This window comes from Microbacterium sp. bgisy189 (genome assembly GCF_057707225.1).
The window spans coordinates 181,339-194,094 of the sequence record NZ_JBYIPT010000001.1 but is presented as its reverse complement, the minus strand read 5'-3'; the positions used below and the strand labels follow the sequence as shown (position 1 = coordinate 194,094).

Below are 12,756 nucleotides of genomic sequence, written 5' to 3'. Positions count from 1 at the left end.
CCCGCTGCGCGCCTGACCGTCACGTTTCGTCTCGTCGCTACGCTCCTCGCTCAACGACCGAGCGCAGCGACGGTCGTTGAGCGAGCGGAGCGAGACGAAACGCGTCAGCCCGCGAAGAACGCGCCGGCGACGGCGCTGAGGTCGTGCAGGTCGGCGGTGCCGGCGAGTTCACGGGCCGAGTGCATCGACAGGATCGGGATGCCGACGTCGACCGTGCGGATGCCGAGACGCGTCGCCGTGATGGGGCCGATCGTCGAGCCGCACGGCACCGCGTTGTTCGAGACGAACTCCTGGCTGGTCACACCAGCGGTGTCGCACCAGCCGTTCCAGGCCGCAGCCCCGACACCGTCGGTCGCGTAGCGCTGGTTCGCGTTGATCTTGAGGATCGGGCCCGATCCGAGGAGCGGCTGCACGACGGGGTCGTGCCGGTCGGCGTAGTTGGGGTGCACCGAGTGCCCCACGTCGCTCGACACGCACCACGATGCCGCGAGCGCTCGGTGCTGCTGGTCGCGGTCGGCGCCGAGGGAGAGCTGGATGCGTTCGAGCACGTCCGCGAGGAACGGCCCTGCGGCACCCGAGCGGGTGGCCGAGCCGACCTCCTCATGGTCGAACACGGCGAGCATCGCGATGTGCTCGCCGTCGAATCCGTCGGCGACTGCTTCGAGGGCGACCAGCCCGGCGTGCACCGAGGCGAGGTCATCGAGGCGGCCGGCCGCGAAGAACGCGTCGTCTTTGCCGAACACGGCGCCGCGGGCGGTGTCGGCGGTGACGATGTCGTAGCCGCGGATGCGGGCGGCATCCACCCCCGCGGCTGCGGCGAGCTCGGCGAGGATGTCGGCGGTGCCGGCCTCCCCCAGACCCCACACCGGCTGTGTCTGCTGCTGCTTGTGCAGCGCGAGGCCGTCGTTGACCTGGCGGTCGAGGTGGATCGCCAGTTGCGGCAGGCGCAGCAGCGCGCCGGTGGCGGCGAGCGCCTCGGTGCCGTCGTCGAGGACGAGCCGCCCGGCCAGGCGCAACTCGCGGTCGAGCCAGGAGTTCAGCAGCGGGCCGCCGTAGATCTCGACACCGGCCTGCAGCCAGCCGCGGCTGCCGGTGGTCGGCTGCGGCTTGAGCTTGAAGGCCGGCGAGTCGCTGTGCGCGCCGAACACGTGCACACCGGTCGCCGCGGTCGCGGCGGTCGGCACCACCCACGCGAGCACTGCGCCGTCTCGCACGACGAGGTACCGCCCACCGGGCTGCTCGGGCCAGGCTTCGCCTTCATCCAGCGCCGTGAAACCGGCATCCGTCAGCCGCCTCGCGACCTCGGCAGCGGCATGGAAGCTCGACGGCGAGGCCGCGACGAACGCGGCGAGGTCTTCAGCGTGGGCGAGGGCGGCGGGCGTGACGGTCACGCCTTCGATCGTAGTTCGCGGGTGATTGACTGGAGGCATGCTCCGCCGCGCCGCCGCCCTGTTCCTCGCCGTCATCCTCACCACGGCCGCCGCAGGGTGCGCGCCGCAGGAGCCGACCGGATACTTGAGCGTCGAGACCGGTAGCGACATGTCGGCGGTCGAACTCATCGACACGCTCGAGTCCACGCCGATCGACGACCGCCAGGCGAGTATCACCGCGTCGGTGCTCGCAGACCGGGTGCTGTACACGAATGGGGTGGTCGAAGAGGAGTATCCGCTTCCCGACGATCTGTTCTACCTGTCTGTCGCGCCGTACGTCTCCCAGACGCACGACTGCTTCTTCCACAGCCCGACGACGTGCCTCGGAGAACTGCGCTCCGGCGAGTTCGACGTCACCGTCGTCACCGATACCGGCGAGATCCTCGTCGACGAGCCGCGCACCGCCGCCGACAACGGCTTCATCGGACTCTGGCTGCCGAGCGGCCTGACCGCCACCTTGACCATCACCGGGGTGCAGGGCACGGCATCGGCCACGATCGGCACCGGGCCCGAAGACCCGACCTGCATCACGACGCTTCGGCTGCGCTGAGTTCGACGCCGAGCCATTCGGCGAGGTCGCGGAGCTCGGCATCCACCATCTCGCGTTCGTCGTCGTCGAACGGGGTGAGCTCGTGCACGGCCTCGACGACGAGCTTCTCCTTCTTCTTGTCGAGCGCCGCATCGACGAGCCCCACGAACCGGTCGCCGAGCAGGATCGGGTGCGCGAAATAGCCGTACCGGCGCTGCGCCTTCGGCTTGAACTGCTCGAGCACGTAGTCGAACTCGAACAGTTCCTTCAGCCGCGGCCGGTCGAACAGCATGCCGTCGTACGGGTTCAGCAGTGCGACGCGGCCACCCGGGTCGTCGTCGAGGGTGGCGAGCGCGTCGGGGTCGACACGCCACTTCCACGCACTGCCTTCGACCTCAGCGGGCTCCCCCGCCTCGCCCACCGGCGTCCAGGGCGACTTGCGCTTGGCGATCCCCGCCGCCTGCAGCCTGCGCCGCTCCAGCACAGCCCCGGCCTCGTCGTACCCGAGCTCAGCGACACCGGCGTAGGCGCGCTCGGCGATGTCCCACACACGGTTCCGGCCACGCCGCCCGACGATCGCCACCTCGGCTCGATGAGAGAGCAGCTCGAGCATCCGCGGCACTTGGTTGGACCCGTACCAGCCGGCTTCGTCGTTGCCCGCGACCTGACTGGTGTCCTCCAGATCGGATGCCGCCAACGGTCCGTCTGCCCGCAACCGCGCCAGCAGGTCACGGCGGAAGCGCGCGTTGGCGTCGAGCCATTCCTGCGTCTGCGGGCGGAACTCGCGCCGCCGCAGCCGCGGCAGCAGCGCAGGCAGCAGGCTCGCCGGGCGGAATCTCCCGTCGAACTCGAACAGCGCTCGGTCGTCCTCGACCGCCTTCTGCAGATGGCCCGGCTCGTACCCGAATCCGATACGCGCCCACAGCACCGTGTGCTCGCACGGGGCGATCACGGCCGTCGGATCGATCTTGACCGACCCGATCTGCTCGGCCACCTCGACCACGTCGCCCGGACGCTCCGCGTCGAGCAGCTGCGCCCGCACCGCGATGCGGCGCGCCTGATCACGGGTCAGCCGGTGCATGCGTGAAGCGTAGCGGCCGTCGCGGACATGGGATCTCGATACACCGCGGCCGCGCCGCGGCACTCGATCACCGGCTGGGCACCGCGGCTGCGCCGTTCCCGGTGGTTGCGTGCGCCACCGCAGGCGGCGCGTATCGAAACCCGGGGAACCCGTGTCAGCGGTCGGTGACCTCGCGACCCAGGCGCTGCGACGCCCATACCGGCAGGAGCGAGAACAGGATGACGACGGTGGCGACGACGTTCACCATGCTGGCCTCATTCGGGCGCGCCATCTGGTTCATCATCCACAGCGGCAGGGTGTCCACGCCCGGCGGCGCCGTGAAGATCGTCACCACGACCTCGTCGAACGAGAGCGCGAAGGCGAGGATGCCACCGGCGATGAACGCCGACCGGAACTGCGGGAAGGTGATGAGCCGGAACGTCTGCCACGGCGTCGCACCGAGGTCCCGCGAGGCCTCCTCGACGTTCGGGCTGAGCCGGCGGAGGCGGGCGAACACATTGTTGAAGACCATCACGATGCAGAAGGTCGCGTGCGCGATGATCATGCCGAAGTAGCCGACCTGGATGCCGATGGGCTCCAGCAGCTGGTTGTACGTGTTGTTCAGCGCGACACCGGTGACCACACCGGGCAGGGCGATCGGCAGCACGACGAGGAGGTTGACGGTCTGCTTGCCGAAGAACGCGTACCGCTGCAGCGCGAAGGCGACGAGGGTTCCGAGCACGAGGGCGATCGCGGTGGCGCCGAGCCCCACCAGGATCGAGTTCCAGATCGCGAGGCGGATGGGTTCGCTGACGAGCGCCTTGCCCCACCATTCCAGCGACAGCCCGCGGATGGGCCAGCTCGCGATGCGCGCCTCGTTGAACGAGTTGAGCATGACGAGGGCCAGTGGCACGTACATGAACACGAGCACGACGGCGACGATGACCCCGAGGCCGATCTTGGCCGAACGCGAAAGCCTGAGCATGACGACCCCTTACATCCGCTCCAGCGCGCCGCTGCGCTGCACGCTGAGCAGGTAGACGATGACGAACACGATGGGCACGACCGAGAAGGCGGCAGCGATCGGCGGGTTCAGGTTGATGTTCGACGCGATGATGCTGCCGATCATCTGAGTCGAACCGCCGACGAACTTCGCGGCGATGTAGTCGCCGAGGCTCAGCGAGAAGGTGAAGATGCTGCCGGCGATGATCGCCGGCTTGATGAGCGGCAGCACCACGGTGCGGATGGTGCGCCAGGCACCTGCGCCGAGGTCGGCTGCGGCGTCGAAGAGGTTCGGCGGCAGCTGGCGGATCGCGGTGTACACCGGCACCGCCATGTACGGCAGCCAGAGGTAGGTGAGGGTGAGCACGACGGTCGTCTCACTGAATCCGGGACCGGTGATCCCCAGGGGCGCGAACGCCCAGTTGAAGAAGCCCTCTTCGGTGAAGGTGACGCGCATCGCCAGGATCTTCACGAGGTAGCCGGCCCACAGCGGCAGCGTGATCGCCACGGCGAGCACCGCGCGTAGCCATGGCCGTGCGATCTTGGCCATGAAAATGCCCAGTGGCACCGAGATGAGGATGCTGAGTGCGGTCACCGCGAGGGCGATCACGAGCGTCCGCACCGCCGTCGACAGGTACGCGGGGTTCGCGACGAGCTGCTCGAAGTTGCGGGTGGTGAACCCGGGGGTCACCTTCGATGTGAACGGGTCGGTGGTCCAGAACGCGGTGACCAGCAGCATCACCAGCGAGAAGATGTAGATGCCGACCAGCCACAGCATCGGCAGGGCGAGCAGGCCCGCCAGCTGTGCGCGACGCTTCATGTGCGCGTTCCCTTCGTGAATGTGGGGGTGGATGCGGGTGGGCGACCGGCGCCGACCACCCGCATCCGGTCAGGGCGTCAGCCCTTGACGGTGAGCCAGGCGTCGGTCCACTGCTGGAAGTTCGTGCAGGTGACGTCGGTGCGGCCGTCGATGCACTGCTCGATCGGGGTGGTCCAGAACCACACCTTCTCGAAGTACTCCTCGTCGAGTGCGTTGTAGTACTCGCAGTGCGCGGCAGCCTCGTCGTTCAGGTCGCAGAACGCGGCGTTGGCCGGAGCCATGCCGAAGTTCATCGCGATCGCGCCGTTGACCTCGGGCGAGCTCGTGTAGTCCATCCACGCGTACGCGCAGTTGGGCGCGTCGGACTCTGCCGACAGCATCCACGCGTCCGACCAGCCGGTCGAGCCTTCTTCGGGCAGCACCGACTTGTACTTCTCGTCTTCGGTGAGCTTGCGCAGCACCTCCCACGAGGTGCCGAGCACGGTGTTGCCGCCGACGAACGACGTGATCTGCGCGGCGGGGTCGGCCCAGTACTCCGAGACGATGCCGTTCTGCTGCTTGAGCAGCTCGATCGCAGCGTCCAGCTGGGTCTGGTCCAGCGCGTACGGGTTCGTGATGCCGAGGTCGGGCTGAGTGGCCATGAGGTACACGGCGGCGTCGGCGATGTAGATCGGCGCGTCGTAGGCGATGACCTTGCCGGCGTAGGGGCTGTCTGCCTCCCACGCGACCGACCAGCTCGTCGGCTCTTCGGTGACGACCTCGCTGTTGTACTGCAGGATGTTCGCGCCGCGACCGATGGGCACACCGTACGACTTGCCGTTGATGGTGTCGTACAGCTGGCCCTTCATGCCGGGGACGATGTCGTCGCCGAAGTTCTCGATGAGGTCGAGGTTCAGCGGGGCGACGTCGCCGCCGGCGATCAGGCGCAGGCTCGCGTCGCCGGATGCCGAGACAAGGTCGTAGTCGCCGGTGCGCATGAGCTGGACCATCTCGTCGCTCGTGCCGGCGACACGGCGGTTGACGGTGCAGCCGGTGTCTGCGGTGAACTGGTCCGACCAGGCCGGCTCGACGAAGCCGCTCCAGGCGACGATGTCGACCGAGCCTTCGTAGTCGCCCATCTCTTCGTGCATGGGCACGTCGGGCACGTCGATCTGCAGGCCGCCGGGGGCGTCGCCGCCACCGCCGTCGGTGGTGGTGCCGCTGCAGGCGGACAGGGCCAGGGTGACGGCCGCGATGGCCGCCGCGCCGGCGATCAGTCTGCTGTTCATGGATCGCTCCTTGTTTCTCTGGTGGTTTCCGAGGTGGTGCGGGTGGGGAGTCAGGGCAGGACGGCGGCGTGGTCGGCCGCCCAGGCGACGCGGACGCGGTCACCGCGGGTGACGTGCACGTCGGCTGCGGGGTGGTGGGTGTTCTGCGTCTCTGCGATCAGGCGCAGCCCGTCGGCCGCGTCGACGAGCACGCGGGTGGTGGGCCCGGTGTAGACGATCTCGGCGACGGTGCCCTCCACGACGACGTCGCCGGCGGTCGTCGGGGCGTCGGCATCCCGCTCGAGCAGACGCACCCGCTCTGGGCGGATGCTGATGGCCGCCGCGGTGCCGGTGAGCTTCTCGGCGACCGGCGCCGGGAGGATGTTCGACAGCCCGAGGAACCGTGCGACGAATTCGGTCTGCGGGTACTCGTAGACCTCACGGGCGGTGCCGACCTGTTCGATGCGGCCGTCGTTGAACACGGCCACACGGTCACTCAGGGTGAGCGCCTCCTCCTGGTCGTGCGTCACGAAGATGAACGTGATGCCGACGTCGCGCTGGATGCGCTTGAGCTCGATCTGCATCTCTTCGCGCAACTGCTTGTCGAGCGCCCCGAGCGGCTCATCGAGCAGCAGCACGCGCGGGCGGAGGATGAGGGCGCGGGCCAGCGCGATGCGCTGCCGCTGTCCGCCCGACAGCTGGTGCGGCAGTCGGTCTGCGACGTGACCGAGCCGCACCTGGTCGATCGCCTCGGCGACGGCGGCCTGGCGTGCGGCGCGGGACTGGCCGCGCACCTTCAGCCCGTAGGCGACGTTCTCGGCGATGGTCAGGTGCGGGAACAGGGCGTAGTCCTGGAACACGGTGTTGACGGGACGCTGGTGCGGCGGGATGCGGGTGATCTCGTCGCCGCCGATGCGGATGCTGCCGCTCGTGACGTCTTCGAACCCGGCGATCATGCGCAGCACGGTGGTCTTGCCGGAGCCGGACGGCCCGAGCATGGAGAGGAACTCCCCCGCCTGCACCTCGAGGTCGAGGTCGTGGACGGCCGTCATCGATCCGAAGGTCTTGGTGACCTGTGACAGGACGACGTCACCTCGACCGGCGGTGTGGGCCGCGCTGTCGGCGGCGGTTCCGGGTGCGGCAGTGGGCGGCATTTGCAGAACTCCTCGGGACGACTCTGTGCTCCAAGCACGAGTAAACATATAGAAACAGAGGTTATATTTCAAGCGTGTGTCCAGATCGTGTCGGTCGCTCGCTGCCGCGACGGACCCCGGTGAGAGGATGGAGAGCGTGACCAGCCAGCCCACGGCATCCGAACGACGCCCGCACCGCCTGCAAGGGGCGATGTTCACGTCGATCGGCGAACAGGGACGCGCCGAACTCGTCGAGAAGCGGCTGGCCGACGCCATCACCGGCGGCCATCTCCGCGCCGGGGAACGCCTCCCCTCCGAGGCCGACCTGGCCCGCACCATGGGGGTCGCCCCCGTCACGGTGCGCGAAGCCCTGCTCGGCCTCCGCGCGCGCGGACTCGTGGTCACCAGGCGCGGCCGCCACGGCGGCAGCTTCGTGTCGGAGTCTGCCGACCCGTTCGCGTTCGCCCGCGAGGCGCTGCGCGCTTCGAGCGGGCTCGCGCTGCGCGATCTCGCGCTGCACTACGCCGCGATCACGGTCGCGGCGGTGCGGCTCGCGGCACGCCGGTCGGCGCCGAGCGAGATCGACACGATCCGCGCCAAGATGGGCCGCCTCGACACCGAGGATGCCGGCCTGTGGCGTCAGACGATGGACGATCTGCAGCTGGAACTGGTCGCGCTCAGCCAATCCGCACGGCTCACCCGGGACCAGATGCGCCTGCAGGCGGAGCTCTCGCCGCTGCTGCGCCTGCTCGACGGCGACACGCGCGCCCGGCAGCGCACCCTGCTCGATGCCACCCTCGACGCGGTTGCGGACGGCGACGACGTCGAGGCCGCCCGGCTCACCGAACTCGCCGTCACCGAGGCGACACGTGCTCTGCTCACCCTGCGAGCGCAGAACGACGAGACATGACCGTGACACGGCGTGTGTACGATGCCGTCACACAGCCACCCGAGGAGACCCCCATGTCAGCGACCCGTTCCGTCGACGTCGCCATCGCCGATGCGGCGCTCGACCGTGCCGTCGAGACGGTCTCGGCGTACTTCGCCGCGCTGCTCGAGCCGTTGCAGTCCCACGCAGATCGGATCGCCGCCGAACTCGGCGACCAGGGCGACGAGCAGTTGACGGTGTCCCGGCTCGACGATCTCGTGCAGCCGCACGCGATCGGCATGCTCGACCACCCCACCGAACCGGTCTACGGTGCGGGATTCATCGCGGAAGTCGGCCTGCTCTCCGACGCCGCAAGCCATCTCGCCTGGTGGCAGGGCGCTGACCGCCGAAAGCTCGTCTTCCCTGCGCAGTCGGTCAAGCAGGCGATCGACTACCGCGACCTGGAGTGGTTCCGGGTGCCGCAGGCGACGGGGCGCCCCCACGTGGCGGGGCCGTACGTCGACTACCTCTGCAGCGACGAGTACACGATGACGGCGGCCGCGCCGGTCACCGTCGACGGCCGCTTCGCTGGTGTCGCCGGCCTCGACGTGCTCATCGAGACGATCGAACGCCGACTCACTCCCCCGTTGCACGCCCTCACGACGCCGCTGGTGCTCGTCAACGGCGTCTCCCGGGTGCTGGTCTCCACCGACGACCGGTTCTCGGCCGGCGACGTGCTGCGCGCAGACCGCGTCGACATCGCAGAGCGTCGCGCGTGCCGCCACGTCGACCTCGAGGTGCTGCGCCTGGCCTGATCCGTTTCCGCGTCTGTCAGCCGCGCAGGGCTTCGGCGATCGGGGTGTCGCCGGCGTTGAAGCGCACGGTGCGGCCGATCGTTGCGGGCTCGTCGACGGCCGCGGCGGTGACCGCTGCGACATCGGCGCGTGAGACGGATCCGGATGCCGTGGCCTCTGCGTCGATGCGCCCCGTCGGTTCGTCGAGTGTGAGGGTGCTGGGGGCCAGGATCGTCCAGTCGAGGTCGCTCGCGCGCAGGTGCTCATCAGCGGCGGCTTTCGCCTCGGCGTATGCGAAGAACGGGTTGTCCGGGTCGATCCCGTGGTCTGCTCGGGCACCGAAGTACGAGACCATGAGGTACCTGCGGACGCCTGCCGCAGCGGCGGCATCCATCGACCTGATCGCGGTGTCGCGATCGAGTGCGTACGTGCGGTCGGGGTTGCCGCCCCCGGCCCCGGCCGACCAGATCACGATGTCATGGCCGCGCGCGAGATCAGTCAGCGCTGCGACGTCGAGGTGCTCGACGTCTGCGACGAGCGGGGTGGCCCCGGTCGCGGCGACGTCGTGTTCGTGTTCCGAGTTCCGAACGACGGCGGTGACGTCGTGTCCGGCGTCGACGAGCAGGGGTTCGAGCAGCAGGGCGACCTTGCCATGGCCGCCGATCAACAGGATGCGCGACATCCTTCGAGCCTACGCTCCCCTGCTCGCTTCGGCTCCGGCCGCAGCTCCGACGAGACGGCGGTGGCGAACGAGGGCGGCGACCGCCCGCCACCCCACGAGGGTCACCGCGAGCACGATCGCCGCGACGATGATGAACGCCGGTGCCGTGCCCTGACCGGATGCGGCGCGCAGCAGCATCCCGCCCGCCAGCGTGACCGCCCACACGCCGACACCCGTCCGCAGCGGCGCAGTCGGTGCACGCCATGCGAGCGTGAGCAGCCAGCCGACCGCCAGGCCGGCGAGGAAGGGCCACGCGGTCGTCCACAAACCGAGCAGCGGATGCTCTTCGTGGCTGAGCCGACCGGTGAGGGCGAAGCCCGTCACGAAGACGACGTCGGCGAGCGCCGCGAGCAGCACGAGCCGTGCGCTCACGCGGCGACCTTCTTCTTGTCCTTCAGGCGCATGCCGCCGGGCTTGGTCTCGACGGTGAACAGGCCGACCGCCTTGACGAGGTCCGACAGCTTCGCGTAGCCCCAGTTGCGCGAGTCGAAGTCGGGCTGCTGCTTGCGCACGAGCTGACCGACGGTGCCGAGGTTCGCCCAACCGTCTTCTCCGGCAGCGTGCGAGGCGGCGGTGCGCAGGGTGGTGACCAGCTTCGCGTCCTGTCGCAGCTTCGCACCCGGCACCCGCTCGCGCGGCGCCTCGGGGTCGAGTGTGTCGGGCTCTTCGAGCACCTCGAGGTAGGTGAATTGGTCGCACGCGTTGCGGAACGCCTCGGGGGTCTTGCGCTCCCCGAAACCGTAGACGGTGACGCCCTCCTCGCGAATACGGGATGCCAGTCGCGTGAAGTCGCTGTCGCTCGAGACGATGCAGAACCCCTGGAAGCGGCGCGTGTACAGCAGGTCCATCGCGTCGATGATGAGGGCACTGTCGGTCGCGTTCTTGCCCGTCGTGTTGTCGAACTGCTGGATCGGCTGGATGACGTGGTCGGCTGCCGCGTCCTTCCAACTGCGCAGGTTCGGCTTGGTCCAGTCGCCGTAGACGCGCTTGACCGAGGCGGTGCCGTACTGCGAGATCTCGGAGAGGACTGCGCCGATGCGGGCGGGCGAGACGTTGTCGGCGTCGACCAGGACGGCGAGCAGGTCGTTGGGCTGTGCCATACGTCCAGCATGTCAGTCTTCCGCCGTGTCGGCAGTGGGCGCTACGCTGACGCCATGAACCGATTCTGGGGGATCGGGCTCTTCGCGATGGGGATCGCTGGAGCCGTTGCGACGTGGCATGCCTGGGTGCCGTGTCAGACCGATCACAGCAGCCCGGCCTGTTACACCGCGATGGACCGGCCCGCCAACGGCGGCATCCTGTTGGCCTTGTGGATCGCGGCGATGCTCGTGGCCGCGGTCGCCACGTTCTTCAGCCGCGGCACGGCCACGATGGGCGCGATCATCGCGCTCGGCATCGTGGTGCTCGCCAACCCGATGACGGAATACGGCATCTGGTTGGGGATCGCCGGCGGCCATTGGGACACGCCACCGGGCACCGGGTACACGCAGTCGGCGGCCTTCGCCTTGGCCGGGATCGTCGTGATCGTCGCGTACGAGATCTCGCGTGTGCAGCGCCGGGCGCGGGCTCGGGATGCCGCACAGCTCGCCGCCGCGCGCGGCATCCTCGCGTCGGCGCACTGACTCCTGGGGCCGCCCGGACCCGCCGGCATCGTCAGACGCCGGTGGGCCGCCCGTACGCCTCGAGCCACCGCAGCCAGACTTCGCTGAGTGTCGGGTAGGCGGGCACGGCGTGCCAGAGGCGGTCGATCGGCACCTCGCCGACGATCGCGATGGTCGCCGCGTGCAGCAACTCGGCCACGTCGGCGCCGACGAAGGTGGCACCGATCAGCACGCCGCGCTCCGTGTCGACGACCGCGCGCGCCTGACCGCGGTAGCCGTCGGCATGCGTGGACGCACCGGCGACCCATGACAGGTCGTAGTCGAGCACCTCGACCGCGACACCGTCCGCTTCGGCGGCTGCGGCCGTGCGACCGACCGCCGCGATCTCAGGGTTCGTGAACACGACCTGCGGCACGGCGCCGTGATCGGCGGTCGCCGCGTGCGCCCCCCACCGGCCGTCGTCGACGGCAGCCCCGCGTGCGCGGGCGGCGATGGCATCGCCCGCAGCTCGCGCCTGGTACTTGCCCTGGTGGGTGAGCAGAGCCCGGTGGTTGACGTCGCCCACTGCGTAGAGCCAGGACGACCCCCGCACGCGCATCGTGTCGTCGACGTCGAGCCAGGTGCCCGGTTCGAGCCCGATGCTGTCAAGCCCGAGGTCGCCGGTGCGCGGCGTCCGCCCGGTCGCGACCAGGATCTCGTCTGCGCGCACCTCGCCGTCCGGCAGCGCGACGAGCACCCGTCCGTCGGGGTCACGCTCCACTCCGACCGGCTCGACGCCCAACCGCACATCGACGCCGTCGGCGCGCAGCGCCGCCCGCACAGCCTCGCCCGCGATCGGCTCGAGTCCGCCGAGGACCCCCGATCGCACCAGCATCGTCACGCTCGTGCCGAACGAGGCGTACGCCGTCGCCAGTTCGCACGCGACGACGCCGCCGCCCACGATCACGAGCGACCCGGGAACCTCGCGCACAGCCGTGGCCTCACGGCTGGTCCAGGGGCTCGCATCGGCCAGCCCGGGAACATCGGGCAGAAGCGCGGCAGACCCTGTGCACACCGCGACGGCATGGTTCGCGCGCAGGACGGTGCTCCCACCTGCACTGTCGGTGACGGTCACCTCACGCTCGCCCGTGAGGCGTCCGTGGCCGCGGACGAGGTCGATTCCCGCGTCGTGGAGCCACCGCACCTGCCCGGAGTCGTCCCATTCGTGCACGATCTCGTCGCGGCGCCGCAGCACGGCGGCGACGTCGACTCCGCCGGCTGCGGAAACGCCCGCACCCGGCGCATGCACAGCCGCCTCGCGCGCGGCTCCGGCGCGCAGCAGCACCTTCGACGGCATGCACGCCCAGTAGGAGCATTCGCCGCCGACGAGTTCGCGTTCGACGATCACTGCTCTCAATCCGCCCCGCACCGCCCGATCGGCGACGTTCTCTCCCACCGGGCCCGCGCCGATGACGATCAGGTCGTATGCATCCTCAGCCATGTCCTCTCACTACCCGAGTGTGACGCCGAATGCCAGCCCCGTGCGCGATGTCGCACGGCTGTGGTTGGGTG

14 protein-coding genes are annotated in these 12,756 nt (G+C 69.6%); 4 read left to right on the top strand and 10 right to left on the bottom strand.

Annotation, left to right across the window (positions count from 1 at the left end; all coding sequences use genetic code 11):
• Positions 1-104: 104 nt before the first annotated feature.
• Positions 105-1,430 (bottom strand): M18 family aminopeptidase, encoded by a 1,326-nt coding sequence (locus AC3ENX_RS01010; RefSeq protein WP_434809984.1) that lies wholly within the window; start codon positions 1,428-1,430, stop codon positions 105-107.
• On the opposite strand from AC3ENX_RS01010, the gene AC3ENX_RS01005 reads away from it, so the two are divergent.
• On the top strand, positions 1,429-1,980 hold the full coding sequence (locus AC3ENX_RS01005; RefSeq protein ID WP_434809983.1) for a CueP family metal-binding protein: 552 nt from the start codon (positions 1,429-1,431) through the stop codon (positions 1,978-1,980). The two genes, AC3ENX_RS01010 and AC3ENX_RS01005, sit on opposite strands and share 2 nt — an antisense overlap.
• Here the strand turns inward: AC3ENX_RS01005 and AC3ENX_RS01000 are convergent.
• The 5 genes from AC3ENX_RS01000 to AC3ENX_RS00980 form a co-directional block, all read right to left on the bottom strand.
• Positions 1,958-3,040 (bottom strand): DNA glycosylase AlkZ-like family protein, encoded by a 1,083-nt coding sequence (locus AC3ENX_RS01000; RefSeq protein ID WP_434809982.1) that lies wholly within the window; start codon positions 3,038-3,040, stop codon positions 1,958-1,960. The two genes, AC3ENX_RS01005 and AC3ENX_RS01000, sit on opposite strands and share 23 nt — an antisense overlap.
• 154 nt (positions 3,041-3,194) lie before the next feature.
• Positions 3,195-4,004, bottom strand: a complete 810-nt coding sequence (locus AC3ENX_RS00995) for an ABC transporter permease (protein WP_434809981.1) — start codon at positions 4,002-4,004, stop codon at positions 3,195-3,197.
• Positions 4,005-4,013: 9 nt separating this feature from the next.
• Positions 4,014-4,841, bottom strand: a complete 828-nt coding sequence (locus tag AC3ENX_RS00990) for an ABC transporter permease (RefSeq protein ID WP_434809980.1) — start codon at positions 4,839-4,841, stop codon at positions 4,014-4,016.
• Positions 4,842-4,918: 77 nt separating this feature from the next.
• Positions 4,919-6,109, bottom strand: a complete 1,191-nt coding sequence (locus AC3ENX_RS00985) for an extracellular solute-binding protein (RefSeq protein ID WP_434809979.1) — start codon at positions 6,107-6,109, stop codon at positions 4,919-4,921.
• Positions 6,110-6,159: 50 nt separating this feature from the next.
• Entirely contained in the window at positions 6,160-7,242 is a 1,083-nt protein-coding gene (locus AC3ENX_RS00980) for an ABC transporter ATP-binding protein (RefSeq protein ID WP_434809978.1), read from the bottom strand.
• Positions 7,243-7,369: 127 nt separating this feature from the next.
• On the opposite strand from AC3ENX_RS00980, the gene AC3ENX_RS00975 reads away from it, so the two are divergent.
• The gene (locus AC3ENX_RS00975; RefSeq protein WP_434809977.1) at positions 7,370-8,131 is read left to right on the top strand and encodes a FadR/GntR family transcriptional regulator; all 762 of its coding nucleotides are present in this window, start codon (positions 7,370-7,372) and stop codon (positions 8,129-8,131) included.
• 53 nt (positions 8,132-8,184) lie between these two features.
• Positions 8,185-8,904, top strand: a complete 720-nt coding sequence (locus AC3ENX_RS00970; RefSeq protein ID WP_434809976.1) for a cache domain-containing protein — start codon at positions 8,185-8,187, stop codon at positions 8,902-8,904.
• Between the two features lie 16 nt (positions 8,905-8,920).
• Here the strand turns inward: AC3ENX_RS00970 and AC3ENX_RS00965 are convergent, their stop codons facing one another.
• Genes AC3ENX_RS00965 through AC3ENX_RS00955 form a run of 3 tightly spaced genes read right to left on the bottom strand, consistent with a single transcriptional unit; the run spans position 8,921 to position 10,704 of the window.
• Positions 8,921-9,565: an NAD(P)H-binding protein gene (locus tag AC3ENX_RS00965; RefSeq protein WP_434809975.1), complete on the bottom strand. Its 645-nt coding sequence runs from the start codon at positions 9,563-9,565 to the stop codon at positions 8,921-8,923.
• A gap of 9 nt (positions 9,566-9,574) precedes the next feature.
• Positions 9,575-9,976 carry a DUF3054 domain-containing protein gene (locus AC3ENX_RS00960; RefSeq protein ID WP_434809974.1) on the bottom strand — a complete coding sequence of 134 codons (402 nt, stop codon included), beginning with the start codon at positions 9,974-9,976 and terminating at the stop codon, positions 9,575-9,577.
• A complete protein-coding gene (locus tag AC3ENX_RS00955) occupies positions 9,973-10,704 on the bottom strand; it encodes an NYN domain-containing protein (RefSeq protein ID WP_434809973.1) in 732 nt (243 codons plus the stop codon). The genes AC3ENX_RS00960 and AC3ENX_RS00955 overlap by 4 nt, the downstream gene beginning before the upstream one ends.
• Before the next feature lie 54 nt (positions 10,705-10,758).
• On the opposite strand from AC3ENX_RS00955, the gene AC3ENX_RS00950 reads away from it, so the two are divergent.
• Complete coding sequence (locus AC3ENX_RS00950) at positions 10,759-11,226, top strand: hypothetical protein (RefSeq protein ID WP_434809972.1); 468 nt, start codon at positions 10,759-10,761, stop codon at positions 11,224-11,226.
• Positions 11,227-11,257: 31 nt separating this feature from the next.
• Here the strand turns inward: AC3ENX_RS00950 and AC3ENX_RS00945 are convergent, their stop codons facing one another.
• Complete coding sequence (locus AC3ENX_RS00945; RefSeq protein WP_434809971.1) at positions 11,258-12,685, bottom strand: dihydrolipoyl dehydrogenase family protein; 1,428 nt, start codon at positions 12,683-12,685, stop codon at positions 11,258-11,260.
• Positions 12,686-12,756: the final 71 nt, after the last annotated feature.

Coding starts and splice junctions, on each gene's coding strand:
- AC3ENX_RS00950 (WP_434809972.1), top strand. CDS start 10,759: ATGAACCGATTCTGGGGGATCGGGCTCTTCGCGATGGGGATCGCTGGA.
- AC3ENX_RS01000 (WP_434809982.1), bottom strand. CDS start 3,040: ATGCACCGGCTGACCCGTGATCAGGCGCGCCGCATCGCGGTGCGGGCG.
- AC3ENX_RS00965 (WP_434809975.1), bottom strand. CDS start 9,565: ATGTCGCGCATCCTGTTGATCGGCGGCCATGGCAAGGTCGCCCTGCTG.
- AC3ENX_RS00985 (WP_434809979.1), bottom strand. CDS start 6,109: ATGAACAGCAGACTGATCGCCGGCGCGGCGGCCATCGCGGCCGTCACC.
- AC3ENX_RS00995 (WP_434809981.1), bottom strand. CDS start 4,004: ATGCTCAGGCTTTCGCGTTCGGCCAAGATCGGCCTCGGGGTCATCGTC.
- AC3ENX_RS01005 (WP_434809983.1), top strand. CDS start 1,429: ATGCTCCGCCGCGCCGCCGCCCTGTTCCTCGCCGTCATCCTCACCACG.
- AC3ENX_RS00980 (WP_434809978.1), bottom strand. CDS start 7,242: ATGCCGCCCACTGCCGCACCCGGAACCGCCGCCGACAGCGCGGCCCAC.
- AC3ENX_RS00970 (WP_434809976.1), top strand. CDS start 8,185: ATGTCAGCGACCCGTTCCGTCGACGTCGCCATCGCCGATGCGGCGCTC.
- AC3ENX_RS01010 (WP_434809984.1), bottom strand. CDS start 1,430: ATGCCTCCAGTCAATCACCCGCGAACTACGATCGAAGGCGTGACCGTC.
- AC3ENX_RS00945 (WP_434809971.1), bottom strand. CDS start 12,685: ATGGCTGAGGATGCATACGACCTGATCGTCATCGGCGCGGGCCCGGTG.
- AC3ENX_RS00975 (WP_434809977.1), top strand. CDS start 7,370: ATGGAGAGCGTGACCAGCCAGCCCACGGCATCCGAACGACGCCCGCAC.
- AC3ENX_RS00990 (WP_434809980.1), bottom strand. CDS start 4,841: ATGAAGCGTCGCGCACAGCTGGCGGGCCTGCTCGCCCTGCCGATGCTG.
- AC3ENX_RS00955 (WP_434809973.1), bottom strand. CDS start 10,704: ATGGCACAGCCCAACGACCTGCTCGCCGTCCTGGTCGACGCCGACAAC.